A 24,455-nucleotide genomic window follows, 5' to 3' on the forward strand; every position below is an offset into this window, starting at 1 on the left:
AGCAGCGATGAGCGCGAAGCGGATCGATGCACGGACGGCGCAGCGCAGATGCCCGTCCGGCGCCATGTGGCTGGGCGGGCTGCTGCTGTCGTCGATGGCGGCGGCTCAGCAGTCCACGCCTGCGGTGCCGGACGCGGAGCGGCGCGACGAGGAGCCAAACCAGCAGAACCAGATCAACGTGGTCAGGGTCGACGAGGAACTGCGGGGATTCTGGGAGGGCACTTCGCTGGCGATCAAACCCCGCAGCTACTATCTCGACCGGGATCGCGACACGAATCCGGACAACGCTGGCTGGTCGCTTGGCGGCGCACTGGCGTATCGATCCGGATGGTGGCTGAGCCGCATCGCGATCGGCGCGACGCTGTTCACGTCGCAGAAGCTGTACGGACCCGAGGACAAGGACGGTACGCAGCTCTTCAAGCCGGGGCAGGAATCCTTCACGGTCCTGGGCGAGGCATTCGTCACGGCCCGCATCGGCGAGGACACGGGCTTTCGGCTCGGCCGCCAGTCGTTCGACCTGCCGTTCGTCAACAAGCACGACATCCGCATGGTGCAGAACACCTTCGAGGCCGTCGCGCTCGGGCGGCCGTCGAAGACGGGCTGGTCGTACATCGCGGCCTACGTGGATGAAATGAAGCGCAAGAACGACGACGAGTTCATCCCGATGTCCGAAGCGGCAGGGGCCGCGGGCACCGACGAAGGACTGGCGCTGGCGGCGGCACAGTACACGTTCGGCGACGGCGGCCTGATCGGCGCGACCTATCAGCGCGCCTTCGAAGTGATGGACACCTTCTTCATCAAGGCGGAGAAATCCTTCCAGCTCGGCAGCGATGTGTCGTTGCGCGGCTATGCCCAGTACACCGACCAGCGCAGCAAGGGCGATGCGCTGATCGGCGATTTCTCGACCAACCTTACCGCCGTCATGGCGGAGCTGTTCATTCCCAATGCCAGCTTCCGGCTCGCCGCCAGCACTGCGGGTAGCGAGCGCGGCATCCAGAGTCCGTTCGGTGGTCCGCCGAACTATCTGTCCATCATCGTCGAGAACTTCGACCGCGCCAGCGAGGACGCCTGGATGGTCGGCGCGTCGTACGACTTCAAGGGAACCGCCCTCGACGGCCTCAGCCTGTTCGCCAACGTGGCGACCGGCAAGACGCCGGACAGCGGCCCCACCGCCACGCCCGACGAAAGGGAGTACGACCTGACCGTCGACTACAAATTCGCGAAGGAGAGCGTGCTGAAGGGACTGGCGATCCGGCTGCGCGGTGCGTGGATCGATCAGGAAGAGAGCGAAGGCGGGGACGACTTCTTCGATTTCAGGGTGATCGTGAACTACGCGTTCGACGCGCTGTGACGAACCATTCGCATGAAAGTCCCGCTCATCATCGTGAGTGCCTGCCTCTTCACAGGCTGCTCGATGATTCAGCAGATGATGCCGGGACATCGCGAGGCAGTGCGGCAGGCGGAGGAACTGCGGAATCTCAACCTGCGCGTGATGCGCTTCGCCGACGAATATGCGGGCCGGGTGACCGAGTCGGCGACCGAGTTCCAGCAGACATCGCACAGCGCCGAAGAACGCCTGGACGCGCAGAACTGGAAGGCGCAGCAGGCGCAGTCGGTGTACATGATCGCCAGCGGTCCGAATCCGATCAGCAACTCGCTCGATATGGTCGTGCTCGCGACGCTGAGCAGGATGGTGCTGGACGATCTGTGGGTGGACCGGACGTACGGCACGCGTGCGCAGCAGGTGCGCGAGACGCATCGGGCAATGGAAGACAGCGCATGGAAGCTGGCGGTGGGCGTGCTGACGGAACCGCAGGCGACCCAACTGCGTCAGGTCATCCGCGACTGGCGCGCGGCGAACCCGCAGATCAAGTCGGTGGGTTTCATCCATTTTCAGGAGTTCGCGAAGTCCATAGGGCATCCACGGCCTGGCGAAAGCAGCAGTCCGGGCAATCTTTTCTCGCTGTTCGGGCTCGATCCCTTCGCCGAACTCGATCCCGCGGTGCGCGAGATCACGCAGACGCGCGAGATGGCCGAGCGGGCGATCTTCTATCTGCAGCGCATGCCCGGACTGCTCGACATCCAGGTGCAGCGCGTCGCCTATCAGTTCGCCGTGACGCCGGAGGCGAGGTCGGCGCTGGCGAGTATCGATCGCGTGTCGCTGGTGGGCAGTGCTGCGGACCAGTTCGTGGACTCGCTGCCGGAAGTACTCGATGAACAGCGCGAAGCGCTGCTGTCGCAGTTCATGCGGGAGCTGGACGATCGCCAGCAGACCGTCCGTGCGCTCAGCTCGGATCTGCGCTCCACGCTGCAGGCAGGAACGGAAACCGCCGAATCCGTGCACGCCGCCTTCGAAACCTTCGATCGCATCGCCGCCCGATTTCCGGTACGAAGCGGGCAGGGTGCTGCGCAGGCGGAGCGCTTCGACATCACGCAATACACGCAGATGCTGCGCGAGCTGGCCGTCACGATCCGCGAACTCGATGCGCTGTCGCGCAATGCCGCGGCGGCCGCGCCGGCACTGGACGATGCGATGCAGGCCGCGACCGGCCGGCTCGAAGGCATCGTCGACCGGGTGTTTCTCTACGTGCTGCTGATCATCGTGACCGCGACCCTCGCCGCATGGGGCGGGGCAATCGCTTATCGCGCGGCCGTGATGCGCATGCGGCTGCGGGCCGGTGCAGATCACTAGTCATCTCAGGAGACGATCCATGGAAAAGCTCAATCCTGCCCATCTGCGCGAGGCGATGCTTCGCGCGGTCAACCAGCGCGCCACCAGCGACGATTTCGATCCGCACGCGCATCTGAAGGATCTGCTCGCGATCGTGGGGTTGAGTCCGGAGGACTGCGGCGGCCGCATCACCTTTTCCAGGAAGGACCCGCTGTTTCCCAGCACCATCCGCCTCGGCGGTCTGCCGGCCATCGCGCTCGTCGCGCAGTCGGTCGCCGCTGCGAAGTTGTGGCGGATGCGCGGCGGGCTCGGCCAGGACATCAGCGTCGATCTCGGCCAGGCCGCACGCCGGCTCGCACCGATCAACGAGTTCAAGTGGGAGATGCTCAACGGTCTGCCCAACGATCTCGAAGACCGCAACACGCTGGCGTTCCAGTCGTACTACAAAACGAAGGACGGCCGGCACGTGCTGCCGCAGAACATCTACCCCGGCGTCAGGGCGAAGATGCTCAAGATCCTGGACTGCTCCGATTCGCCGCAGGCGCTCGCGAAAGTCTTTCTGAAATGCACGGGTGACGAACTCGAGGCGCTCGGCGAGCAGCATGGTCTCGTGATGGTCAAGGTGCGCTCGGTCGAGGAATTCATCCGCGAGCCGGTCTTCGATTATCTGGCGTCGCTGCCGCTGATCGAACTCGAGAAGGTCGGCGACTCTCCGCCCGAACCGTTGCCCGGCTGGGGGACGCAGCCGCTGTCGGGCGTGCGCGCGCTCGGCATGGCGCACGTCATCGCCGGCGCCGGCTTCGGTCGCTCGCTGGCTTCGCTGGGCGCCGACTGTCTCAACGTCTGGCGATTCCAGGAGATCGAGCAGGCGTTGATGTTCACCAGCTCCAACATCGGCGTGCGTTCCACGCGGCTCAACGTGCGTTCGGAGGACGGACGGGAACGGTTCTATGAACTCCTGCGCGATGCCGACATCTTCTACGCCAACCGCCGTCCGGGACTGCTGAAGGAACTCGGGGCCGATCTGGAGAGTGCGATCAAGGTCCGGCCCGGACTGATCCACGTGACCTTCAGTCTGTGGGGCGAAGGCGGGCCGTGGAGCAAGCGCATCGGCTTCGATCAATGCGCCGGATCGGCCACGGGCATGTCCGCAGCGGAAGGGTCTCTCGATGATCCGAAACTGCCGCCGACCGGCATCATCAACGACTACCTGTGCGGCTGGCTCGCCACCGTGGGAGCGATGGCCGCGTTGGCGCGTCGCGCGACCGAAGGCGGCAGCTATCGCGTCCATGCCTCGCTCGGCCGCTGCGCCATGTGGTGTACCAGTCTCGGGCTCTTCGACTGGAACTACGTGAACAAGGTCGTCGGTACCGGCGGCGAACACGAGCTGATCGATCCGCAGCTCTTCACGTCGTTGACTCCCATGGGCATCTACCAGGGGCTGACCGAGAACGTCACGCTCTCGCGTACGCCTCACCATTACATGAACGTGCTGTCGCCGCGCGGCGCCGATCAGCCTGCGTGGCTGCCGCGCCCGAAGAAGTTCGACTCCGAAGCCTTCTTCAAGGCAGTGGCGGCTCATATGAGCCAGGCGTAGCGCAGCGACGAGGACTGACCGTGGAAACGCAAACCGGACTCAGCCTGAGCATGACCTTCACGGCGTTCATGGTCATGCTGGGCCCCGTGAAGATCGTGGCACCGTTCGCGGCCCTGACGAACGCCATGGCGGAGGCCGAGGCACGCAGGCTCGCCAGCAAGGCGATCGGGTTTGCCTTCATCGTCGGCGTGGTGGCGGCCGTGGTGGGCGTCAACACGCTGGGTTCGTGGGCAATCTCGTCCCAGGTACTGCATTTCAGCGCCGGCGTCATCCTGCTGCTCGTCGCGTTGCGCGGAGTGCTGTCGCAATACGAACCTGTCGGAGACGCAGCGACATCGACAGCAGCACCCCGCAACGCGGCGCTCAATCCGCTGGCCTTTCCGACGATCGTCACACCGCACGGCATCGCGATCCTCATCCTGCTGCTGGTCATCAATCCCGATCACGCGAAGGATGTGGCGATCGTCGCCCTGTTCGCGGTCATGATGCTCATCAACTGGATCGTCATGTGGTTCGCGCGACCCATCATGCGCCGCGGCGGCACCGGGCTCGCCATTCTCGGCGCGGTGCTGGGCGTGCTGCAGGTGTCGCTCGCGCTCAAGATGCTGTTCGACGCGCTCAGGTCCATGCACCTGCTTCCCGTGTCATGACCTCCATGGTCGTGCGATGGCGCTTTCTGGCCTGCGCAATCCGTTGAACGATGAATCGAGTCGTAACCCAGAGCAGGAGAGACCCATGAGCAAGACGTACTTCCGCAAAGCAACCACCCTCGCGGCCTCGCTGGCCATCAGCGCATTCGCCGTGGCCACTCACGCAGAGCCCTCCAACAAGTGGCGTATCGAACTGGATCATTCGGCGCAGACCGATGGCGCCATCGTGCTGCGGATCTCGCCCGTCGGCGGCACGCCGATCGAGGTGGAAACGAAGATTCCAGCCAAGACATCCGAGAATCGCGCGGCGAGCCTGCTCAGCGCCTCGCTGAAGACGACATTGGGCAAGGGCTACCATGTCGAGGTCGACGACGGCGAGGATGTGCTGATCAAGCGGCAGGGTGACACGCCGAACTTCGAATTGACGCTGGTGAGTTCATCGGTCACCGGCCTGACGGTCGAGCTGGAACGCGAGTGAGAGGAAGCCGTGACGGAGGGCCGAGCAGGGCGGACCAGAGAATATCCATGAAAGCAGCCTTCCTTCGCGGCGGACTGTGCTTCGCAGCGTTTCTCGTCGCTGCATGCAACAGCACGCCCCAGAAAAGCGCCACGCTTCCGGCCTCGGTCTTCCACAACGACTTCACCGGCCGCATCTACGACGAACGCACCTGGTATCCGCCGGAGCAGGTGCCGTTCGATCCGGGCGCGGTGGGCGAGTCGATCCAGGTGCCGATCAGCGACACGCACGCGAAAATCATCGGTCCGGCGTTCGAGGACTCCGTCAATTCGCTGGCGCTCAAGCTCTGGCTCGTTGCGCACGCGCGCTATTCGGTCGACGCCGTCTACTACATTTTCAAACGCGATACTGCAGGCTATGCCTTCCTTGGTGCGCTCTGCGACGCGGTGAAGCGCGGCGTCGATGTGCGGCTGATGATCGACTCGGCAGGTTCGATCCATCCGACGCATTCCGAACTCGATGCGCTGCAGACCTGTGCGGACGAGGCCGGCTTCCTGCTCGATGAAGAAGGGCAACCCACGGCGCACAAGGCGCGGATCCAGGTCGTGATCGTCAATCCGGTCTCGAACATTTTCGGGCGCGTCAACCGGCGCTCGCATGACAAGCTGCTGGTGATCGACGGCCAGGATCCGGCGCGCGCCGTCGTGCTGACCGGCGGCCGCAACCTGTCCGTGTCCTACTATGGCATCAACGACGATGGCACCACCGATCCCACCGCCTATCAGGACATGGAGATCCTGCTGCGTCCGCCAGTGGACGCCGGCACCGAAACGACGGTGGGCAGCGTCTCCACTTATTACTACACGCTGCTGTGGCTGAATCCCGGCAACCGCTTCATGAAACCGCCGAAAACGGGTGCGGGCGCGCGCGGCGGACTGGCGAAGCAGCGAGCGCAGATGCAGGAACGTCTGGCATTCGTCACCGCGCTGCCGATGGTGGCTCCGCACCTGCAGGCCATGCCGGCCTTTCTGGACAGCGGCTTCCGCGAGGCCAAGGTGCGGCTGGCGCACGAACTGGGCAATCTCACCAACTCCGGCGCCGTCAGCCGTGCCGGCGAGAACATCAACGAGAACATCAATTCGATCCAGCGCGTCGCCAAGCTGGCGATCGAGAAAGCGCCGCCGAAGGGCCTGAAACTCGTGTCGCCCTACCTGTTCCTCGCCGACTACAAGAAGAGCGACGAGAAGGAGGGCACGGGCAGCTACGACGACGCGGTCGAACTCAAGAAGCTGCTGGACGAATATCCGGAAAGCGTCGTCGAGATCATCACCAACTCGGCGTTGTCGAGCGACAACTTCACGGCACAGGCAGTGATCGACATGGACACGGCGCCGCGCCTGCTATTGCCGCCGGATCTCGCCGCGCAATGGCGCGAGAGCCTGAAGAAGGGAGAGTTCAATCCCGACCTGGTCGCCAGCGAACGCTGGCGCGCGGCGATCATGGATTCGCGCATCCGCATCTGGCAGATCGGGCGCAGCGACGCGGCCGAACTCGGCGGCGCCGAGTCCTACGGCAAGCTGCACGCCAAGTTCATCATGGTCGACGGCGCGGGCTTCGTCGGCACCCACAACTTCGACTACCGCTCGCGCGTGTTCAACAACGAGTTCGGGTTCTATTTCCAGAGCGACGCGCTGCATCGTGACCTGAACGCGGAATTCGAGCGGCTGAAATCGCGGTCGTATCTATGGGGCACGCCGGAATGGCTGGAGCTGCGCCGCAAGACCATGGATCACGGCGGGATGAAGGGCTACACGACCCGGCACCAGCGGGGACTCTACAAGATCGTCAAGGCCACGGGGCTGATGTGGTTCTTCTGAAGCCCCGGGCGCGCGGTTCGTTTCGCGATGACAGAACCTGATGTCGAAAGAAGTCGCGGACGTCAGAGCTTCACGCCGATCTCGACCCCATACGTTCGCGGATCGCCGACGACGATGGAATCCATGTTGAGAAAGCTGGTCGCACGCACGAAATAGAGTTCGTCGGTCAGATTGCGTCCCCACAGCGCCACGCTGAATCGTTCGTCGGCGCTGACGTATGCGAGTCGTGCGCCGACGAGATGTCGCGCATCCGCCGCGAATCGCGCAGTGTTGGCGGCATCGAAATAGAAGCCGTCGCGATAGTTCGCATCGGCGCTTACTGCGAGTTTCGCGCCGCGAGCCAGCGGCTGGTCATAGCGCACGATCGCGCTCCACGACGTTTCCGGTGCGCCCGTCAGACGATTGCCGCCGCGGTCGATGTTCGAGCTGTCGACATAGCGGTCGAACTGCGCATCGAGCCAGGCCGCCGACAGGTCGATCTGCAGGCGGGTGAGGGGACGCCAGCTCAGATCCATCTCGATGCCTTCGATACTCGCGCGGGCGGCGTTGGTCAGGTACTGCGTCGTCGGGCCGGCAGGACTCGATACCAGCGCATAGACCTGCATGTCGCGATATTCGGCGAAGAACAGCGCCGCGTTGAGTCGTGCGCGCCCATCGGCGAACGTGCTCTTCACGCCCGCCTCGATCATGTCGACGTACTCCGGGCCGAATGCGGGATCGTCCACGCCGCCGCCCGCATTGAAACCGCCGGCACGGAATCCGTGGCTGTAGCGGCCATAGCCCATCACCTGCGGTGAGAGCGTGTAACTGAAACCCGCGGAGCCGGACGGCCGCGTCCAGCTCTCGCGTTGGTGACTGCTGGTCAGCGGCGCATTGAAGTAGCCCTGCTGCGACGTTCGGAAGTCCTTCTCTTCGTACGTGTAACGGCCGCCGAGGAACAGCGACAGTCGCTCGGTCGTCTGCCACGTCGCATCGCCGAACGCTGCCGCGCTGCTGTCGTGCTGCGAATACTCGGTGTCGGACACGAACGTGAGCGAGGGCACACCCAGCGCCTGGCTGGCTTTGAGCAGCACGGTGGCATCGAGATCTTCGCGGAAGAAATAGGCGCCCGCGACCCATTCCAGCGGACCGTCGGTGCGCGATGCCAGCCGGAATTCCTGGCTGAGCTGGGTGGCCTCGTTGCGGCGCGTCTGGTCGAGCCAGTCGGGCGCCGACGAATCGATGTCGGCCCGCGTGTCGCGACGGCTGTTCACCACGGCGCTGATGGATGTCAGCGCAACTTTGTCGAAGTCGAGGGTGCCGTTCAGCGTGCTGCCCAGAATGTCCACCTTCTCGTGTCCGGGCCAGCTCAGCGGTTCCGAACGCGGCGTACCGACGTCGGCGCGCTGCGGATGCTGCGCAATCAGCGATTTGTCGAACTCCGTGGCCTTGGCGTCGACAGACGAGCCGTAGACGCTCAACAGCCAGTCCTGATCGCCGCGCCGGTAGCGCAATGCGCCGCGGGCCGCCCAGTTGTCGATGTCGCTGCCATCGCCGGTGCCGTGGGTGTTGTCGAAGATCGGCTCGCGCGAACGCCGCACGAAGGCGAGTCGTGCCGCCATCGCGTCAGTGATGGCCGCGTTGCCGACGGCCTCGATGTCGAACTGTCCGTACCGGCCGTAGCTGACGCGTCCGCTCGCACTGTCGACCGCTTGCGGCTTCATCGACACCAGGCTGATCACGCCGCCGGTGGTGTTGCGGCCATAGAGCGTGCCCTGCGGACCTTTCGGCACTTCGACGCGATCCAGATCGAACATCTGCTGCAGCTGGGTCGCGGTGCCGTTCATGTACACCTCGTCCTGGTAGATGCCGACGGCGCCCACGCTGTTCGCGTTGATGTCGTTGGTGCCGACGCCGCGCATGAATACCCACGGCGTCGTGTTCCCCGCGGCGGAAACCACCAGATTCGGGACCTGCTGCGCCAGCGGGTCGATGGTCGTCATCCGCATCGCGCGGAGGCTGTCGGCCGTCACGACGGAGACGGCGAGGGGAAGCTGCTGCACGTCGACGGTGCGCTTCGTGGCGGTCACGACGATCTCTTCGAGATATCGCGCCGCATTGTCTGACGCGATGGCAAACGACGTCGAAACGCAGGCGCCGAGCAACGAAGCGCCACGCATGAAGATCCTGATGCGCACGGGTCACGATTCCGATGTGGGGACGGCGACATCATACAAGTCGCGACGGGTGACCGCAGGCTCCGCATACGACGGGCGAGGGCGGAACATCGAGCCGACTTAGCGACTACGGAGAATCGCCGCCGAGGGAAATCGCGCCCGACGGGCACTGCCTGACCGCCGTTCGCACCGCATCCTCGAGTTCCTTCGGCACCTCGCTGACCCGCACGATGGCGTAGCCGTCTTCGTGTAGCTCGAAGACTTCGGGGCTGAGCCCCAGGCAGACTCCGAAGCCGGCGCAGATCTGCGGATCGACGCGGACTTTCATTCTGATTCTCCCGACACCGGATCGAACTCCAGAGCGAGGTGAGTCAATCCGCGCAGGATGAACGTGGGCAGATAGCCGTAACGTCGTGCGCCGGGCGGTCCGTGGACTTTCTCGGAGATGTGAATGTCGCGGGTCCGATCGAACATGCGGTTGAGACTGACGACCGCTTCGGCCCGCGCCAGCGGCGCGCCGGGGCAGGTATGACGGCCGCGGCCGAAGGCGACGTGCAAACGGGCGTTCTCGCGGTCGATCCTGAACTCCCCGGGGTTCTCGAACTTGCGGGCATCGCGGTTGGCGGCGCTGTTGGCGATGTACAGGAAGGTGCCGGCCGGGATGTCGACGCCGCCGACCTTCGTCGGCTTTTTCGCCAATCGGAAGTCGCCCTTGACGGGGCCCTCGAAACGCAGGCATTCCTCGACGAAATTGGGGATGAGATTGCGATCTTCGCGAAGGCGTTTCTGGAGATCGGGACGTTCGCCGACGACCTGGAAGGCATAGCTGAGCAGCCGCACCGTCGTCTCCTGCCCGGCGGCGAACAGGTTGGCGGCGATCCGTGCGACATCGAGAGGTGTGGGCACGGACTTGTCGGGAAACGTGGCTTTTGCGAGTCCGGAGAGAATGTCTCCTCGGGGATGGCGCCGGCGATCTTCGATATACGCAGAGAAGGTGCTGTAAAGCCATTCCAGCGGCGAGTGGTGCACTTCGCGATCCGCCACGCCGCCGACGCCGGCGCCGCCTTGCTCCTGTTCCTGTCGAATGAGTCGCTTGCGGAACTGAATCCGGTCCTCGGCTGGCACGCCCAGCAGATCGGAGACGACGAGTACGGCGAAAGGCTGGGCGAAGTCGGCCATGATTTCGCACTCACCCCGCGCGATGAACGTATCGATCTGTTGATCGGCCAACGTCCACATGAACTCCTCGTTTTCCTTGAGACGCTTTGGCGTGATGAGGGCCAACAGCAACGCCCGGTGATCGGTGTGTTTCGGCGGATCCAGGGTCGGCAGCTGATCGCTGAAGGGCGTCTTGTCGCGGTGCGCTTCGATCAGCCCGGAAATGTCCTCGTTTTCATGTCCCTGCAGCGGAATAGGGCAGCCCGCAAATGGTCCGGTAGTCGACATGCAGGACGAAAAGCGATCGGAGTCGTTGTAGATCTCGAGGGCCTCGTCGTAACCCGTCACCATGACGATGCCCTGATGCGGTTCGCGCAGTACCGGTGACTGCTCTCTCAGGTAGTCGAAGTATGCGTACGGATCGTTCACGAACCGGTCGCTGCGGAAGAAATCGTACTTCTCGAACTCTTGCTGCTTGTCGTTCACATTGGCCTCTTTCACGCGGGTTGAAAGCCGAACGGGCACAGACTGAGTATAGGTAGGCACGCAACATGGCCCAAAACATCGTGCGACTTTTTTGAGACACCTCATCTTCGTACCCGCACGAGTGATGGGGCAGGCAAGGGGACGCAATCGCCTTGGCCGGTCTCAGGCGCGAGAGTTCAGGTAGCATCAATCCAATGGCTCGAACTCCTTCCCACGTACTGAGCGTCGAAGCCTATCTGGAGCAGGAGGCGGACGGACGGGTTCGTCACGAGTACGTCGCCGGCGAGATCTTCGCGATGATCGGCGGAAGCGTTCGCCACAATGAACTTGCGCTGCGCTTGGCTACTGCGTTCACCGCCCACCTGCGGGGCGGCCCGTGCCGGGCGTACATGAGCGACGTCAAGGTTCGGATCAAGCGAGGGATGGACGTCTCATTCTATTATCCGGATGTGATGGTCAGCTGCGTGCCTGCGGAACACCAGTACTATCTCGAAAGCCCCAAGCTGATCGTCGAGGTGTTGTCGCCTACGACAGAAGCGATCGATCGTCGTGAGAAAGCCGTTCAGTACCAACTGATCGAAACGTTGGAAGAGTACGTGCTTGTTGCTCAGGATGAGCGCGAGGTCACCGTGTTTCGGCGCAGCGAGGACTGGAAGCCGGCCGTGCATCGAAGTGGCCGTCTTGAGCTCCGCTCAATCGATCTCGCGCTGCAAATTGAAGAAATCTACGACTGAAGATCCTTCAGTCGGGGCAAGAAGAAAGTAGTAGCAGCAGCAATCCTGTCGAGCCAACAAAATTCCGGTAACACGACTCGAACAAAACAATGGATTGCGTAGCCACCGTGCCTCATAACGGAGTGGCAGTTTTTTTCTGCAAATTCAATGAGCTATGATTAATTATGGTAAGACGCGGGCCGGAATTTCGGTAACGCCAGAGTCGACAGCCGTCGGCTGCCGGCCAGACAATGAAGTCATAATGACTATATTGTCCTCAATAGCCTTCTATGGCATCGTCCTAGGCAATACCCGCTCACCCGAGACTTGCCGCCATGGTTGCCCCACTGACTGCCATTGATGAGCTACCGAGTCAAAAGTCCTCTCATATAAAGAACAAATGGGGAGACGTCGTGCGCCAGGTGCAGGCGCAAGGCTCCCTTGCCATCACCAATCACTCAACCGTCGAGATGGTCCTGCTCACTGCGGGGACGTATCAGTCGCTGCTGGATCTCGTCAGCCGATTGCAGGCCCGGGAGAAGTCGGAGATCGATCAGCTCTCCGAGCAATTCAAAGCGCGACTGGCAACGCTCAATGATCCGAAGGCTCGCGACCGGTTGAGCAGCGTGCTGGCGTCGAAGGGCAGAGCAAGGAAGAAACCGATCGCCGGTGAAAATTTCTGATGAGTCAAGCATCCCGCCCATTCATCTTCGTACTCGCAGGAGTGAATGGAGCAGGCAAGAGTTCGGTGGGCGGCAATCTTCTCCACGAACATGGGTTGAGCTGGTTCAACCCGGACAGCCATGCACGCGAATTGATGACAAAGCATGGCCTGACCCTCGAGGAGGCAAATGCAGTCGCGTGGCACTTCGGGCGTGAGCAACTGGAGGATGCAATCGCCACAGGCAGGAACTTCGCCTTTGAAACGACGCTCGGGGCCAACACGATTCCCGCGCTTCTCAGGAAAGCGAGCGCAACACACGATGTCGTCATGTGGTACTGCGGGCTTGCCTCGCCGGAGTTGCATCTGCAGCGCGTGAAGGCGCGAGTAGCAAGCGGCGGCCATGACATCCCCGAATCAAAAATCCGCGAGCGCTGGGATAGCTCCCGGAAGAATCTCATCCATCTTTCGCCGCACCTCGCACACCTGCAGGTCTTCGACAACAGCGCACAGGTCGCACCAGGGCAGCCGATCCCAGATCCTGTATTGGTAATGGAAATGGTGAGCGGTGAGCTTATCCATCCGGATCCAACGGATGCTGAGCAGTTGAGCGCTGTCCCTGAATGGGCGATCGCCGTGGTTGAGGCTGCGATCCAGTCCTAGAAGACAGAAAATGGGCGTCGCAGAAGCTTTCTGCTGTCGGATCTCGCAATTGATGTCGCTGTCCTAACTGTTGAATATCGAGGAAATCTCTGGCGGGTATAAAGGCGCTGTGGCTAGATCCACTATCGGACTGCGGGAAGACGGGCGCACTCTATGAAGTCGTGCAAAACCGACCCACCGACGAAGCGTGCTGCGGCAGACGGCGCGGTGGGAGACCGACGCGCATCCCCCGATGAGACATTCGTGAGCAACCAAGCCAGCGATCGGCAGGTCTTCGAAACACGTCTCGGCAATTTCCTCTTCATGCATCCCTGGTCCGTGGAGATCAGTAAACGCATGACGCTCGCATGCCTGACGTATCTGCAAGTGCGAGCTCGACGATCGCCGACCACGCGGACGAGCGACGGCACGTTCGAGTGTCTGCGAAAGATGTTGCGCCCCGTACCGTTTCCGTTTGGCGGCCGCGTGCGCAACGTATGTGAACTCATGGGCGTTCTGGGGCGAGCCTCACAATCGCGAGCCGCACAAGTGCGCGGAACTCAAATGGCACGCCCGAGAGCAGATTGGCAGCTGTCATGCCAACGAAATTACGGTAACGCCGTCCCATTAAAATCAGCCACTTGGAATCGTGTAGCGACCGATGGACGTTTCCCCCTGGAAGTGTTGCTTGAACAATGGGTTAGCCAATTTTGGAGCAGTTATGTCCAAACCGTGGCGGAAATTCCGGTAACTGGCCTCCGCAGGGATGAGAGTGGCATCGATCGGCAATTGCGGTGCGAGGTCGCTTTCGGCTAAAAAGGCGTTGGCGGCAAATGCCGGCTAGTTTCCGGGCATTGATTTGCGGCTGTCGGACTGTGTCCGTACTAGCTCGCCCTCTGATACCCACATCTGGGTGATACGGGGCTCCACAATCATTGGAGCCCTAATGAAGAAGCTGATTCGTTTGCGTCGGCTGGCGTTCGAACTCCAGCAGGGGTGCTGCTTTTACTGCGGGGCCCGGATGTGGCTCAAACACCCGAGAGAGGTGTTCGAACATCGCGATCTCACGTCCAAGGTTGCGAGCTACCTCAAGTGCACGGCCGAGCATCTCAAACCAGTCTCCGAAGGCAGAAGGGACGAGCCAGGGAACATCGTCGCAGCCTGCCTGTTCTGCAAAGGGCTTCCGCTCTCTGGATTGCCCACGCCTTTCTTTGCGCGCGATCGCCGCCTTCAGAGAGGCTATGTAGCTTTCAGTGGCATCAGGTGGACGGTAGGAGTTGAGCGCATCGGCCACGAGCCGAGCATCCCCAGCGCTGATGCAGTCGGCGATATAGGTGAACTCAACGAACGGGCCAGGCTTGGCGCTGTCGAATACGATCCATGAGAAGTGCCCGGGGTCGCCGTGGTCTTTGGATTTGACCGCACGATAGCGCGGGGATTCGCGTGGCACGAAACGTTTACGATGGTTCATATATCCAGCCGCTCTGCGATCGAGGCCATCTCTGAGACGAACTTTTTACGGCGCATCCGGATCCCTTTGCAGGTGAGGATCGACTGCGCTCCCGTCTGCCTCATTCCCGGCGCGTAGGCGCCGGCGGATCTTGGCAAGCAGTGAATCCATTTCCGAGTCCAGCGGTGAATCTTGCCCGGCGGTTAGCAGCCGACGCAGGTGCTCTATGTCGTGATCGTCCTCGGGCAACAGTGGCAGGTCTGGCTTGAATGGCCAAGCTTCGGCGCGCTCGTTGTAGGCGCGGAATCCAGCTTCGTTTCTTTTGAGCCACTCCAAATCCATCGGGCCCATGTGCGCGGGGTGCACGACGAACGGGTCCGGCGGATCTATTGGCTCGCGATCGCGTCAAGGGCGTCGCGTAAGCGCACCTGCGCGGACTTGGCCTCGTCAATGCTGTCAAAAAAGAACCATGCCGGCCTGCTCGAAACGCGCCATGCGTGCAGTTCTGTCTGTTGTGCGTGGAACGCAGCATCAAGTCCCGCGCGGGCAACGTTCTGAATGGTCGCGAAGAACGCAAACTCACCATCTGCCCGGCGCTGCCGAGCTTGTTCTTCAAGCTCCGTGGACTTACCAGATCCGCCTTCTGCTAGGAGTACGACACGACGCCGTTCAAGGAGCTCCTTCCAGCCCAACGTATCATCGATCAAGGCCAACTCGCGCGCATAGTCCTGCGACTCATCCGGCTCGCCGCCTCGCTCGGTGCGAACAGGAACAAAGCGTCGATCAAGCGCGACAAATTTGACTGGGGGCATTGGCGCGATCCGGTCCTGCTGCCTACGTACTCGTCAGAGATCGGGTATGGATGGAGCGACCCTTCTGATCGGGGGGGTGGGAACAAGATATCACGCGGGTTCCCATCGTGGGAACTTAGTGTTATTGTTCGGGTCAACACAGATCATAGGCTGTTTGATGAAAGTCGTCGGGCGGAGCCGGCTCCATGCCTTCGTGGAAGGACATGCGGACGCCCGGCGATGGTTAGCGAACTGGTTAGCCGATGCGGAACGCGCAGCTTGGCGCACTCCGCACGACATCAAGCGTCACTACGCCAGCGCCAGCATTCTCGAGCGAAACGTTGTGATCTTTAACGTCCGGGGCAACGAGTATCGGATGGAAGTCACCGTCTCGTACAACTCGGCGACTGTGGTGATCAACTGGATTGGCACTCATGCTGAGTATGACCGGCGAAACAGACAACGCACGCGCTGAAGGTAGAAGTTCATTGGAAGTTCGAATCATTAAGTCTGAGGCGCAGTATCGCGAATACCTCGATGCGATCGAGAAGCTTGCCGCGAGTGATCCTGATGCGAATTCCTCCGAGGCATCTCGTCTCGAATTGTTGGCCAAACTGGTCGAGGATTACGAAAGGGTGCGTTTTGAGATCGGCACGCCTGATCCCATTGACGCGATCATGTTTCGCATGGAGGAGATGGGCCTGCGTCAGAAGGACATTGCCGATATTTTGGGTGGTAAGAATCGGGCGTCGGAAGTATTGGCTCGGAAGCGTCCGCTTACGCTTCCAATGATCCGTGCATTGCATGAGAAGCTGGGTATTCCAGCGGCGCTGTTGATCAGAGAGAAGCCGGAGCAGGTGCTCGATTCGTCCGAATACTCTGATGACGAAGTACCGCTGGACCTGGTCAAGAGCCGGGGATGGATCGAGGCGGGCGCGTCTGCATCAGACCTTATCAAGCGCTTTCTTGCTCCGGCCGGCAGCCCAGTCCTGCTTAAGCACACGGTCGTCTTTGGGGCCAACGCTCGAACCAACCGTACTCGTGTTCAGCTGTGGATCGCACGTGTCCGTGAAATCGCTGATGCGCGATCCTATCTTCTCGGTCGTTTTGATCGCACTTGCCTGAATGAGTACACGCTCGCGTACATTGCCAAATTGAGCTGGATGGATCGCGGGCCGAGACTCGCTATGGACTTTTTGGCTGAGCGCGGAATTGCGTTGGTTGTAGAGCCGCACCTACCGCCCACCCGGCTTGATGGGGCAGCAATGCTAGGGAAGAACGGAGCGCCGGTGATCGGGCTCACGCTGCGAGAAGACCGGCTCGACAACTTCTGGTTCACGCTGATGCACGAACTCGTTCACGCGTGGAAGCATCTGGATCCAAACAGCAACAGGGCGATTGCGGACGAAAACATAGAGAAGGGGGAAGCGAGGAACGATCCGATGGAGAAAGAGGCCAATGAGGTTGCTGCCGAGATTCTGATTCCTCGCGCCGAATGGCGTAGAAGCAGAGCTCATCTCAGTCCGTCCCAAAAAAACATTGAGTCCGTCGCTGCCCAGAATCAGATTCATCCAGCGATTGTTGCCGGACGCATTCGATTCGAGCGGCGCAACTACAAGCTCTTCTCCAAGATGGTTGGATATGGGCAAGTGCGGTCACAGTTCCCAGAGATAAAGTGGAGCTAAGTATGGCGGCGGTGTATGTGCCAATTCTTAGGGCGAAGCCAGGCGAAATTGAGGCATTGGGGCGCTTGTCACCGTTCGCAAAGGCGAACTCACAGCCTATTCTCGACATCTCCTGGGTGGACACTGAAACTGCCACGCAACTTCAGGAGCGGCTGACCGACATCGCAGTGAAGGTGTCGGAAGGTTGGGGCACTGCCAATCCAATCTACTTCGACTTCTCTCTCTTTCCACCTCAGGCGGAAGTCGTCGCTGGATCGCCTGTTGAGTTCCTATTTCGAACGGCCAGGCAACTGCATCTGCCAGCTGTTCCTGTCACCGGACCTCCCGCAGATCGCGGTCCCGGAGTCGACTATCTTGGACCAATTCGCAAAGTGGCCCAGACTGACCGTCGAGGTGTCGCGATTCGGGTTTCGTACGACGATTTCCGGGACCCGCAAGACCTGTTGAGTGCCATTGCAACCGTGCAGTCGCATATCGAAGTGCCAGACCTGCAAACGGATCTTATCCTGGACGGCAAGAGCCTAGATGGAATGCCGGAGGACGAGAGAGCACTGGATACCCTCGTAGAAATATTCAGCGAGGCGGTCGGAGCCCTCGACGGACGTTCCTTCCGCAGAATCGTCGCATGCCTATCGAGCTTCCCGGAAAAATCACCCAGAACAATTGGTGGAGCCCCTGTTCGGATAGTTCGGCTGGAAGGGTCGATATGGAGGTCACTTGTTCACAACCGCAGCTTGCAGACCACGGCATTGGGTGACTATGGCGTCGTGTTTTCGCGTGAGACTGATCCAGTAGGGCCGGTGATAGCCCCAAGCAAGGTTCGTCTTTCCACACCCACAATGCATGTTCTTTTCAAGGGGCGACCGGAAGATTACTTCGAACTGGCTCGGGAAGTCATGCAGGCTTCAGAGTTGAATGAAGTTGCAGACTGCTGGGGGACACATTCCATCCGCGACTGCACGGTTGGCGCGGGTGGCTTAGGCAACGCCACTACTTGGGTAGCGCGCGACACCAACACTCATATTGAGACCACCGCCCGCACCGCCCAGAACATTCTGCTGCGAGCCAAACGACTTGAGGAAACGGAGACGGTGCCCACCGATCCTTGGCTGCAGACATTCCTCTTCAAGTAAACCATCTCGGAAGATCGCGGCGCTCGTTGGCTCTCCCCAAGCACTCAGGCAGGAAGGTAATGTTGACGTTTGATCCCCCGGAGGTGGAAACCAATCTGCGCGCAACGCTGCTCAAGTTCACTGATGCCCTGACAGTACTCCTCGATGGTGAGGAAATTGCGCACGATTTCGCGCTCGATGCATTTGCGGATGCAATCGTCACGGATTCGTCGGAAGTAGTAGTCGGCTTTCCGTACTGTGACACCGATGCATCGCTTTCGATTGGCGAGTTCATTGAGTTGAGCAATGAGGTCACCGACCCGAAGACTTCATTCGACGGGCTTACGTTTCACTCTCGCACCCGAACCGTTTTGAGAGTGATGTCGTGGGATCTGCGCTCCATCGCCTTTGCTGAGAAGGCGACGGAGCGCGGAGAGCTGGGCGCAGCGACCATCGCTGAGCTGCCTGGTGTATCGGTGCGCGTGGGGCTGCGAGGCGCATCACCTCACTACGGCGCGGCCGTAGTGCTGAAGGATAACTTCTACGACAAGTACCATCCTCCGCTAATGCCGGATGACATATTTATTGAGGCGATCCATCCGCAGGGTGCAGACCAAGATGCCGCGATGGCCATAATCCAGTCCTATCTGTTTGAACTGGAAACAAGTCTCGGCCTTGAGTACTTCGAAGCGCCGAGACCAAGCGAAGAGGCCGAGTATCCAGAGGATGAGGAAATCGACGCGCTCGCCGCGAGAGCCGCAGGTTTGCGGCCTCTGCTCGTAGGACATGGAATGCACGTACTACTACAGGAATTCAATCGCGGACATGGCGCAATGAATCGGGATGCGACTCTACTGAGCTACGTCAAATGCATCGAATATGTCTCGGCCACTGTAGTCCGTGAGAAGCAGTACGAGGACCTTCGCAAAAGGCTGCTATCCCGCGATGCGCTCAACCCTAACGCCGACTATCTCGATGGGCTTTTGACGTTGTTTGAAGAAAATCGCGTACTGACGCGGGATGCGGAAGCACTGAAGCTCTCTGTCGAGCGTTGTTGCGATGTACTACCGATGGCTTCACACGCACCGCGATACCTTCGACTGCTCGCAGCGGTGACGCCAAAGAGCAGCGCGGATGACCGCCGAAATGCGCTTAGCGAGTTGGCGGCTGCGCTGTCTGCGTCCAGAAATCAGCTCGCGCATGCGAAGGCCAATTACAAGATTACTGGGAAGGAGTGTCCACCCGACCAAGTCGACCGATTGGTAGCTTGTGCGAAAATCGCTGCCGAGCAGTGCATCAGATGGTACGCGTCGCGATCACCTGAACTCAGACGCAGTTAGCAACGTTGCTTCGAGTCATGCCCGTCCTGATCGGGCCGCGCAAATCGTGCTCTTCGTCGTCGGACATACCAATTCACAGCGGACATCGGTCCGGTCCCGGACGACCTAGAATCGCGCGATCAAGTGTTTGAGCGGCCTTGGTTAGCGTTACCGGAATTTCGGGGAGGGTTACTGGAATTTTCATTGGACCGACACCCAGTCCTAAGCGGCATATATATGTATCTAAATTTGTCATAATATACAAACATCGTGCACTGCCGGGGGCGCGGCGTTTGTAGTCGGAGAATGTGAAAGCCCTAGGATTGCTGCTGTTCCTACCGCCAGCATCGCTGCCGTGCGCTTTATCTTGCCTGCGATCTGTCGCAGCACGCGCCTCTCCTCGTCCGTGCGCTTCGCTTCGGCGTTCAGAATGCAGATCAGGACGTATTCCTCTGAGAGTCCCGTCAGTTCGGCCAGTCGCGTTGCGTGCTCGCCGCTCATGGCGTGCGTGCCGTGACGCCATTGGCTGATTTGCGCGCGGGCGACGTCCAAAGCCTCCGCTAGCTTGTTGTCGGAAGGAATTCCGCTGTGCTTTCGAGCGATGTCGAAAAGGCCGGCTAGCGTGTGCATTCCAAGGTTCTCCACGTTTGTCAAGTGCAGCCTACATGGGGGTAGGCTGCTCGAACAGATGTAGGCGACGCTTGACATGTAGGTGGGTCTTAACACAAGGTCGCGCCCCATGGCGATCAGTGCTGTGTCTGAAGTCCTCCCTGAAGGCCTCTCCGTAAGTCTGGAGAGGCCTTTTTTTTGCGATCAACAGACCCTGCCGGGTATCCCGGTCAGTGATCGGCGATTGCAAGAGCTGGCGGATGCGCAGCGCGAGTTTTTACGGGCGTGGGATCGCTATGAGGCGTTACGTGCACTCGTTCTGAGTGAAGCGCGATGGGGCGTAGCCCCGGAGTGGCGATTCCTTGAGGGGGGGGCCCTGGGGGGGAACGGCGAAGGGCGTTCCCGTCCTCATGCTTCTTTCTCCGAACAAGAATCTTTGTTGCCTTCGCTACTGCGGAGACAGGCGGAGTGAGGTATGGCGAGCACGCTTCAGGCCTCGTTGATGCTGGGCTCGCTGCCGGCCGTCGTGCCGGTGCTGAAGCCGCTGCTCGCGATGTTGTTCGTTCGGTCCGCTCGGATGGGGGCCGCGAAGCGGCCCTTAGTCTTGAAGAAGGATCACTTAACGACGGGGCGCTGTATTCCGGTCATTCGTTTGGGTCTGACGTATGGAACGTAACGACCAAGGAATTTGCGTCCGGTGCGATAGAGCTGCGTGCGTGCATCTCGTCCGCGTGTCGCAGACAGGCGAAATCGTCGATGGCCTTATCGGAGGTGATGACCTGCGAAGGCTCGCCATCTGTCCCGCGCAGAGAGCGCGAGACGCTCGCGGAGGGTGGCGAAAGATCGGAGACGAATGTGCGCCGCTCGCGGCGTACTTGTCACGACAGGTGCCAGCAATTGAACGCTGATCACATGATCACGTTGACCAAGCGCGGCAAGTTCTCGTCGGCTGAGGATGTTTGGGCTGCGTTCGCAAGATTCTCGCGCTTGATGAAAAAGCGCTTTGGCGATGACCGATGGAAATACGTCGCGGTGCCTGAGCTGCACGCGGACGGGGAGACGTGGCATATGCACGTCGCGGTACACGGCTTCTATTGGGCCGGGACGGTGCGCCGTCTGTGGTTTCGAGCGCTCGGAGGGGTAGGCGATGAAAGCGGATCAGACACACCCGGCAATGTTGATCTCAAAGACTTCTCCGTTGGGTGTAGTCGTCGGGGAGCTCGAACAATTGCCAAGTACATTGCTAAGTACGTTGGCAAAGGCGCTGCCGCACGCGGTTTGTGCAAACGGGTATTTGCTGCTTCCCGTGGATTGCATCCGAATCGAGTTGCGCGGTGGCACATCCGTTACTGGTCAGGAATTGGCAGCCTTGTTGCTGAGTGCCAACGACAGTTGTGTTCGCTTGGTGCTGTGGAAACAGGCCATGCGTGGTTTTGGTCTCGAATGAGACGTGATGGTGGGGCCGGCGCATACGGCTTTGTGTTGTCAACAGTGAGGGTAGGAACATGATTAAGGTCGAAGTGAAGGATGCGTCCGTTGAGCGGGTGCAGGTGAATGGGAAAAACGGGTCGTTCACGTCAGAGCGTCAGGTCGGGTGGGTGACACTGTCGAACGGCGAGACGCGTCGGATCAGGCTGCGCGTGAATCAGGGCAAACCGTACAACGTCGGTACCTACATGGTCGGGTCGGAGTCGTTCACGGTGTCTCAGTACGGCGATCTGCAGCTGGGCGCGCTGCAGCTGGTGTCGTGCGTCGCGGATACGGTCGGTGCGGCTCGTAAGGTGGGCTGATGTCTCAGGCGACCTGTCCGGGCGAGATCGTCACTGACACCAGCGGCGCAGCGCTGTGTCAGGACATGGGCGGGGCGCCGCTCGCCTGGACAGTATCGCCTGCCTTTTCAATCGACGCGCTCGATCCGTTGATGCTGTCGGGTGCGTTCGCCGCCGGGTTCATTCTCGTCGGCACCGGTTGGGCAATCGGCTACGGCGCGAAAACCGTGCTGAAGATGCTCAAGTGATGGGAGCCGCAAGGCACGCGATACAGCGCGCGAGGTCGCTGGATGAACTGGAGAGCTGCTGTGAAGTATCTCAATCAGGCTCGTCGTTATGGCTCCAAGCTGGCTTTCGCCGGTGTGGGCCTCGCGCTGCCGGTGCTGTCGTTCGCGACACCGGCGGGCACGTATGACGGCATCACCTCCGCGGTGGACTTTGAAGAAGTCGCCACGGCGGTTGTCGCCATCGCGGCGCTGATCGCCGTTGCGCTCGTCGCCAAGAAGGGCGCGCGCATGGTGCTCGGCATGATCGGTCGCTGACCGATAGAAGGCGGGACGCTCGTGGTCCCGCCTTCTTCTTTGGCGAAACAGGGTTTCGCCTCTGAGCCAAGCCGGCGAGGCGAAAAAATCTTAGTTGCGGGTGCAGGGGTGCAGCCCCTGCGTGGATTCGGTGCAGGTGCTGCCATGTACGAAGCGATTTTGTCGGCGGTTGATTTTGAGGCGGCGGCGCAAGCCGTCGTGTCGATTGCGGCAATCATCGCCGTTGCGCTCGTTGTGAGGGTTGGCGCGCGTACGGTGCTTTCGGCGCTCGGTACGGATGAGGCGAATTACTCGGAAGATGGGTTTGATTCTGAGCCGTGCATTCATGGTGCGCATTCGTGTTCGGAGTGCGGTACGGGCGGCGAAGCGGAACGGGATGACGGTGTGTATGCATACGATCAATACATGGCAGAGGCATATCCCGGCATGAATGCGGAGAGCGAAGAAGAGTACGACCGGATGCGAGGGGCCTAACGTGTTCGAGCTGTACTACTGGACTATGTTCTTTTTCGGAGGACTGACCGCGTATGCGTGCTTCCACGATTGGTAACAGTGCGCTGATTCCCGTCACGGGAATCGAGGCGGTGAAGTGGTTCGCGCTCGGCGCGATGCTGATCGAGCACGTCTATCGGTACGTGCTCGATGTCTTTCCGTTCTGGGTCTTTTTGATCGGCCGCAGCGTCTTTCCGCTCTTTGCGCTTTCGCTCGCGTTCGGCCTGGCGGGGAGCTGGCAGACCGCCCGCCCGCAGCGCGTGATTCAGCGTCTGCTTGTTTGGACGGTCATCGCGGCGGCCGCTCGTGCGTTCGTGTTGCCGGCGATGCCGCTGAACGTGCTTTTCACGCTGGCCGCCGGGTGCGTTGTGTATCTCTGCGCGCTGCGCGGTGGCTGGTGGTCACTGCTGATCGCTGCCGTGTCGTGCGCGCTGTCGGGCTTTGCTGAGTTCGGAATCTTCGGCGCGTTCGCCGTCGCTGCGGCGATGGCGTACGCAGATCATCGCGGCCGCTGGTGGCTCGCGATCTCGCTCGCTTGTGTTTGCGCGTCGCAAGCGGCGATTGCTCCGTTGGCGGCATTGCCGATTGCCTGGGCGGTGTCGCGTGTGGCTGACGGAGTGCCGCGAGTGTCGGGGGCGTTCTATTGGTCGTATGTCGGGCAGTGGCCGCTGTTGGCGTTTCTTCGGGTGTTGTCGTGATGCTGCGCTCGCGGCTGGTCGCCGTGCTGTTGCTCTTCGTGTGTAGCGCGCCGGTGTACGCGCAGACCTGCAATTGGTATCAATTCGGCTGGCGCTTCGTGGTGTCGGGGGTGACGCAGTGGGAATCTGAGCTGGGCTATAGCGACGGTGTGCCGACTACAGCGGCGAAAGCGGCACACTGCGCCGCGGTCGGGCCAGCGGGCTGGGCGGTTCGTGCGCCGTTGGCGTGGCCTAGTGATCATTCTTTTGTTTATAGCTCGGCGACTCTGTCGGGCGATAATTGCGTTATAAGCGGAACGTCGATGTCCGGTTCGTTCGGTCCGTTCAATCGCAACACGACCGCGGGTTACTTTGCCGTTGGTCCGAACTGTACCGAACCTCCAATTGAAGAATGTGAGAACACCACGGAATCAACATCCGTTGTGGCTTCCAGCGTGCCATCGAATGCGTGCAATCCGATCACTCACTGCAAGATGAAACGTGGTGCGGGCATCTGCATCGGTTTGTCTTGCGTGTTCTCCGTGACGCACACGACGGAGCAGTGTGATTCGGGTATTGATCCTCCGGTCGAGCCGGGTGATTCCGGTGAGCAGTGTGCTGAGGGTGCAGAGGTTGAGTTTTGTAAATCCAGTGATTCTCCCGCTGGTAAGAATTGCGGGTTTGTCAATGGCGAGTTTGCGTGTATCGACGCGGTGAAGCCGGGGGAGTGTAAGGTCTTGTCGAGCGGCGCACGCATCTGCAGTCAGTCGGCGGGCACGCCGCCGGCACCGGACAACGGCACGGCCGGACAGCCGGCAACACCAGATGAGACGCTTGATCAGACGAGTTCGACCGGTGCGGCTGCAACGTACAACTATTTCAACTCGACGACGGTAGCAGGGTCGGCGCGCGATCCCGGGACCACGGGCGAAAATCCGTAC

General features: G+C 60.9%; 28 protein-coding genes. 21 read left to right on the forward strand and 7 right to left on the reverse strand.

Going from position 1 to position 24,455, the window contains the following annotated elements:
- The first annotated feature begins 7 nt into the window (after positions 1-7).
- From V7D81_RS14935 to V7D81_RS14960, 6 genes are all read left to right on the forward strand, one after another.
- Positions 8-1,351 (forward strand): OprD family outer membrane porin, encoded by a 1,344-nt coding sequence (locus tag V7D81_RS14935; RefSeq protein WP_324317630.1) that lies wholly within the window; start codon positions 8-10, stop codon positions 1,349-1,351.
- 12 nt (positions 1,352-1,363) lie between these two features.
- Positions 1,364-2,692 carry a hypothetical protein gene (locus tag V7D81_RS14940; protein ID WP_324317632.1) on the forward strand — a complete coding sequence of 443 codons (1,329 nt, stop codon included), beginning with the start codon at positions 1,364-1,366 and terminating at the stop codon, positions 2,690-2,692.
- Between the two features lie 19 nt (positions 2,693-2,711).
- Entirely contained in the window at positions 2,712-4,268 is a 1,557-nt protein-coding gene (locus V7D81_RS14945) for a CoA transferase (protein ID WP_324317634.1), read from the forward strand.
- 20 nt (positions 4,269-4,288) lie between these two features.
- Positions 4,289-4,918, forward strand: a complete 630-nt coding sequence (locus V7D81_RS14950; RefSeq protein ID WP_324317636.1) for a MarC family protein — start codon at positions 4,289-4,291, stop codon at positions 4,916-4,918.
- A gap of 85 nt (positions 4,919-5,003) precedes the next feature.
- Positions 5,004-5,396 (forward strand): hypothetical protein, encoded by a 393-nt coding sequence (locus V7D81_RS14955; protein ID WP_324317638.1) that lies wholly within the window; start codon positions 5,004-5,006, stop codon positions 5,394-5,396.
- 47 nt (positions 5,397-5,443) lie between these two features.
- Complete coding sequence (locus V7D81_RS14960; protein WP_324317640.1) at positions 5,444-7,252, forward strand: phospholipase D-like domain-containing protein; 1,809 nt, start codon at positions 5,444-5,446, stop codon at positions 7,250-7,252.
- A gap of 62 nt (positions 7,253-7,314) precedes the next feature.
- On the opposite strand, the gene V7D81_RS14965 is transcribed toward V7D81_RS14960, so the two are convergent.
- From V7D81_RS14965 to V7D81_RS14975, 3 genes are all read right to left on the reverse strand, one after another.
- Positions 7,315-9,429: a TonB-dependent receptor gene (locus tag V7D81_RS14965; protein ID WP_324317642.1), complete on the reverse strand. Its 2,115-nt coding sequence runs from the start codon at positions 9,427-9,429 to the stop codon at positions 7,315-7,317.
- Positions 9,430-9,535: 106 nt separating this feature from the next.
- Positions 9,536-9,736, reverse strand: a complete 201-nt coding sequence (locus V7D81_RS14970) for a ferredoxin (RefSeq protein ID WP_324317644.1) — start codon at positions 9,734-9,736, stop codon at positions 9,536-9,538.
- Entirely contained in the window at positions 9,733-11,199 is a 1,467-nt protein-coding gene (locus V7D81_RS14975; RefSeq protein ID WP_324317646.1) for a cytochrome P450, read from the reverse strand. The genes V7D81_RS14970 and V7D81_RS14975 overlap by 4 nt, the downstream gene beginning before the upstream one ends.
- A gap of 47 nt (positions 11,200-11,246) precedes the next feature.
- On the opposite strand from V7D81_RS14975, the gene V7D81_RS14980 reads away from it, so the two are divergent.
- The 3 genes from V7D81_RS14980 to V7D81_RS14990 all read left to right on the forward strand — a co-directional run bounded on the left by V7D81_RS14980 (position 11,247) and on the right by V7D81_RS14990 (position 13,089).
- Positions 11,247-11,786 carry a Uma2 family endonuclease gene (locus V7D81_RS14980; protein ID WP_324317648.1) on the forward strand — a complete coding sequence of 180 codons (540 nt, stop codon included), beginning with the start codon at positions 11,247-11,249 and terminating at the stop codon, positions 11,784-11,786.
- 314 nt (positions 11,787-12,100) lie between these two features.
- Positions 12,101-12,448 carry a hypothetical protein gene (locus tag V7D81_RS14985; protein ID WP_324317650.1) on the forward strand — a complete coding sequence of 116 codons (348 nt, stop codon included), beginning with the start codon at positions 12,101-12,103 and terminating at the stop codon, positions 12,446-12,448.
- Complete coding sequence (locus V7D81_RS14990; RefSeq protein ID WP_324317652.1) at positions 12,448-13,089, forward strand: AAA family ATPase; 642 nt, start codon at positions 12,448-12,450, stop codon at positions 13,087-13,089. Before V7D81_RS14985 ends, V7D81_RS14990 begins: the two co-directional genes overlap by 1 nt.
- A gap of 922 nt (positions 13,090-14,011) precedes the next feature.
- On the opposite strand, the gene V7D81_RS14995 is transcribed toward V7D81_RS14990, so the two are convergent.
- The 3 genes from V7D81_RS14995 to V7D81_RS15005 are packed head-to-tail and all read right to left on the reverse strand — an operon-like array spanning position 14,012 to position 15,330.
- Positions 14,012-14,539 (reverse strand): hypothetical protein, encoded by a 528-nt coding sequence (locus tag V7D81_RS14995; protein ID WP_324317654.1) that lies wholly within the window; start codon positions 14,537-14,539, stop codon positions 14,012-14,014.
- A 45-nt stretch (positions 14,540-14,584) separates the two neighbouring features.
- A complete protein-coding gene (locus V7D81_RS15000; RefSeq protein WP_324317656.1) occupies positions 14,585-14,860 on the reverse strand; it encodes a hypothetical protein in 276 nt (91 codons plus the stop codon).
- A gap of 44 nt (positions 14,861-14,904) precedes the next feature.
- Positions 14,905-15,330 (reverse strand): hypothetical protein, encoded by a 426-nt coding sequence (locus V7D81_RS15005; protein ID WP_324317658.1) that lies wholly within the window; start codon positions 15,328-15,330, stop codon positions 14,905-14,907.
- A gap of 157 nt (positions 15,331-15,487) precedes the next feature.
- Between V7D81_RS15005 and V7D81_RS15010 the strand changes: the two genes are divergently transcribed.
- The 4 genes from V7D81_RS15010 to V7D81_RS15025 are packed head-to-tail and all read left to right on the forward strand — an operon-like array spanning position 15,488 to position 19,446.
- Positions 15,488-15,784 carry a type II toxin-antitoxin system HigB family toxin gene (locus tag V7D81_RS15010; RefSeq protein ID WP_324317660.1) on the forward strand — a complete coding sequence of 99 codons (297 nt, stop codon included), beginning with the start codon at positions 15,488-15,490 and terminating at the stop codon, positions 15,782-15,784.
- Entirely contained in the window at positions 15,744-16,994 is a 1,251-nt protein-coding gene (locus tag V7D81_RS15015) for an ImmA/IrrE family metallo-endopeptidase (RefSeq protein WP_324317662.1), read from the forward strand. Before V7D81_RS15010 ends, V7D81_RS15015 begins: the two co-directional genes overlap by 41 nt.
- A gap of 2 nt (positions 16,995-16,996) precedes the next feature.
- Positions 16,997-18,127: a beta family protein gene (locus V7D81_RS15020; RefSeq protein ID WP_324317664.1), complete on the forward strand. Its 1,131-nt coding sequence runs from the start codon at positions 16,997-16,999 to the stop codon at positions 18,125-18,127.
- Positions 18,128-18,186: 59 nt separating this feature from the next.
- Positions 18,187-19,446, forward strand: coding sequence for a hypothetical protein (locus V7D81_RS15025; protein ID WP_324317666.1), 1,260 nt, complete (start codon positions 18,187-18,189; stop codon positions 19,444-19,446).
- A gap of 231 nt (positions 19,447-19,677) precedes the next feature.
- Here V7D81_RS15025 and V7D81_RS15030 read toward each other — a convergent pair whose 3' ends face one another.
- Positions 19,678-20,055, reverse strand: coding sequence for a helix-turn-helix transcriptional regulator (locus V7D81_RS15030; RefSeq protein ID WP_324317668.1), 378 nt, complete (start codon positions 20,053-20,055; stop codon positions 19,678-19,680).
- 454 nt (positions 20,056-20,509) lie between these two features.
- On the opposite strand from V7D81_RS15030, the gene V7D81_RS15035 reads away from it, so the two are divergent.
- From V7D81_RS15035 to V7D81_RS15070, 8 genes are all read left to right on the forward strand, one after another.
- The gene (locus tag V7D81_RS15035; protein WP_324317670.1) at positions 20,510-20,710 is read left to right on the forward strand and encodes a hypothetical protein; all 201 of its coding nucleotides are present in this window, start codon (positions 20,510-20,512) and stop codon (positions 20,708-20,710) included.
- A gap of 236 nt (positions 20,711-20,946) precedes the next feature.
- The gene (locus tag V7D81_RS23290) at positions 20,947-21,543 is read left to right on the forward strand and encodes a rolling circle replication-associated protein (protein ID WP_442958354.1); all 597 of its coding nucleotides are present in this window, start codon (positions 20,947-20,949) and stop codon (positions 21,541-21,543) included.
- Positions 21,540-21,824: a single-stranded DNA-binding protein gene (locus V7D81_RS15045; RefSeq protein ID WP_324317675.1), complete on the forward strand. Its 285-nt coding sequence runs from the start codon at positions 21,540-21,542 to the stop codon at positions 21,822-21,824. Before V7D81_RS23290 ends, V7D81_RS15045 begins: the two co-directional genes overlap by 4 nt.
- On the forward strand, positions 21,824-22,051 hold the full coding sequence (locus V7D81_RS15050; RefSeq protein ID WP_324317676.1) for a hypothetical protein: 228 nt from the start codon (positions 21,824-21,826) through the stop codon (positions 22,049-22,051). Before V7D81_RS15045 ends, V7D81_RS15050 begins: the two co-directional genes overlap by 1 nt.
- A gap of 60 nt (positions 22,052-22,111) precedes the next feature.
- Positions 22,112-22,345: a hypothetical protein gene (locus tag V7D81_RS15055; protein WP_324317678.1), complete on the forward strand. Its 234-nt coding sequence runs from the start codon at positions 22,112-22,114 to the stop codon at positions 22,343-22,345.
- Positions 22,346-22,489: 144 nt separating this feature from the next.
- Positions 22,490-22,819, forward strand: coding sequence for a hypothetical protein (locus V7D81_RS15060; RefSeq protein WP_324317680.1), 330 nt, complete (start codon positions 22,490-22,492; stop codon positions 22,817-22,819).
- Between the two features lie 53 nt (positions 22,820-22,872).
- Positions 22,873-23,535 (forward strand): TraX family protein, encoded by a 663-nt coding sequence (locus V7D81_RS15065; RefSeq protein ID WP_324317682.1) that lies wholly within the window; start codon positions 22,873-22,875, stop codon positions 23,533-23,535.
- The coding region (locus V7D81_RS15070; RefSeq protein ID WP_324317683.1) for a hypothetical protein at positions 23,535-24,455 on the forward strand (921 nt) is incomplete at its 3' end. The genes V7D81_RS15065 and V7D81_RS15070, both read left to right, overlap by 1 nt.

The organism is Povalibacter sp. (genome assembly GCF_036735925.1).
Lineage (GTDB): Bacteria > Pseudomonadota > Gammaproteobacteria > Steroidobacterales > Steroidobacteraceae > Steroidobacter.

What these genes read in the sequence shown, in the direction of transcription:
- V7D81_RS15010 (WP_324317660.1), top strand. Translation starts at nt 15,488, where the DNA reads ATGAAAGTCGTCGGGCGGAGCCGGCTCCATGCCTTCGTGGAAGGACAT.
- V7D81_RS14940 (WP_324317632.1), top strand. Translation starts at nt 1,364, where the DNA reads ATGAAAGTCCCGCTCATCATCGTGAGTGCCTGCCTCTTCACAGGCTGC.
- V7D81_RS15025 (WP_324317666.1), top strand. Translation starts at nt 18,187, where the DNA reads ATGTTGACGTTTGATCCCCCGGAGGTGGAAACCAATCTGCGCGCAACG.
- V7D81_RS14990 (WP_324317652.1), top strand. Translation starts at nt 12,448, where the DNA reads ATGAGTCAAGCATCCCGCCCATTCATCTTCGTACTCGCAGGAGTGAAT.
- V7D81_RS15035 (WP_324317670.1), top strand. Translation starts at nt 20,510, where the DNA reads ATGGCGAGCACGCTTCAGGCCTCGTTGATGCTGGGCTCGCTGCCGGCC.
- V7D81_RS15065 (WP_324317682.1), top strand. Translation starts at nt 22,873, where the DNA reads ATGCGTGCTTCCACGATTGGTAACAGTGCGCTGATTCCCGTCACGGGA.
- V7D81_RS15020 (WP_324317664.1), top strand. Translation starts at nt 16,997, where the DNA reads ATGGCGGCGGTGTATGTGCCAATTCTTAGGGCGAAGCCAGGCGAAATT.
- V7D81_RS15015 (WP_324317662.1), top strand. Translation starts at nt 15,744, where the DNA reads ATGCTGAGTATGACCGGCGAAACAGACAACGCACGCGCTGAAGGTAGA.
- V7D81_RS15030 (WP_324317668.1), bottom strand. Translation starts at nt 20,055, where the DNA reads ATGCACACGCTAGCCGGCCTTTTCGACATCGCTCGAAAGCACAGCGGA.
- V7D81_RS14985 (WP_324317650.1), top strand. Translation starts at nt 12,101, where the DNA reads ATGGTTGCCCCACTGACTGCCATTGATGAGCTACCGAGTCAAAAGTCC.
- V7D81_RS14955 (WP_324317638.1), top strand. Translation starts at nt 5,004, where the DNA reads ATGAGCAAGACGTACTTCCGCAAAGCAACCACCCTCGCGGCCTCGCTG.
- V7D81_RS14995 (WP_324317654.1), bottom strand. Translation starts at nt 14,539, where the DNA reads ATGAACCATCGTAAACGTTTCGTGCCACGCGAATCCCCGCGCTATCGT.
- V7D81_RS15005 (WP_324317658.1), bottom strand. Translation starts at nt 15,330, where the DNA reads ATGCCCCCAGTCAAATTTGTCGCGCTTGATCGACGCTTTGTTCCTGTT.
- V7D81_RS14935 (WP_324317630.1), top strand. Translation starts at nt 8, where the DNA reads ATGAGCGCGAAGCGGATCGATGCACGGACGGCGCAGCGCAGATGCCCG.
- V7D81_RS15060 (WP_324317680.1), top strand. Translation starts at nt 22,490, where the DNA reads ATGTACGAAGCGATTTTGTCGGCGGTTGATTTTGAGGCGGCGGCGCAA.
- V7D81_RS15045 (WP_324317675.1), top strand. Translation starts at nt 21,540, where the DNA reads ATGATTAAGGTCGAAGTGAAGGATGCGTCCGTTGAGCGGGTGCAGGTG.
- V7D81_RS15050 (WP_324317676.1), top strand. Translation starts at nt 21,824, where the DNA reads ATGTCTCAGGCGACCTGTCCGGGCGAGATCGTCACTGACACCAGCGGC.
- V7D81_RS14970 (WP_324317644.1), bottom strand. Translation starts at nt 9,736, where the DNA reads ATGAAAGTCCGCGTCGATCCGCAGATCTGCGCCGGCTTCGGAGTCTGC.
- V7D81_RS14960 (WP_324317640.1), top strand. Translation starts at nt 5,444, where the DNA reads ATGAAAGCAGCCTTCCTTCGCGGCGGACTGTGCTTCGCAGCGTTTCTC.
- V7D81_RS23290 (WP_442958354.1), top strand. Translation starts at nt 20,947, where the DNA reads ATGATCACGTTGACCAAGCGCGGCAAGTTCTCGTCGGCTGAGGATGTT.
- V7D81_RS14945 (WP_324317634.1), top strand. Translation starts at nt 2,712, where the DNA reads ATGGAAAAGCTCAATCCTGCCCATCTGCGCGAGGCGATGCTTCGCGCG.
- V7D81_RS15000 (WP_324317656.1), bottom strand. Translation starts at nt 14,860, where the DNA reads ATGGATTTGGAGTGGCTCAAAAGAAACGAAGCTGGATTCCGCGCCTAC.
- V7D81_RS14980 (WP_324317648.1), top strand. Translation starts at nt 11,247, where the DNA reads ATGGCTCGAACTCCTTCCCACGTACTGAGCGTCGAAGCCTATCTGGAG.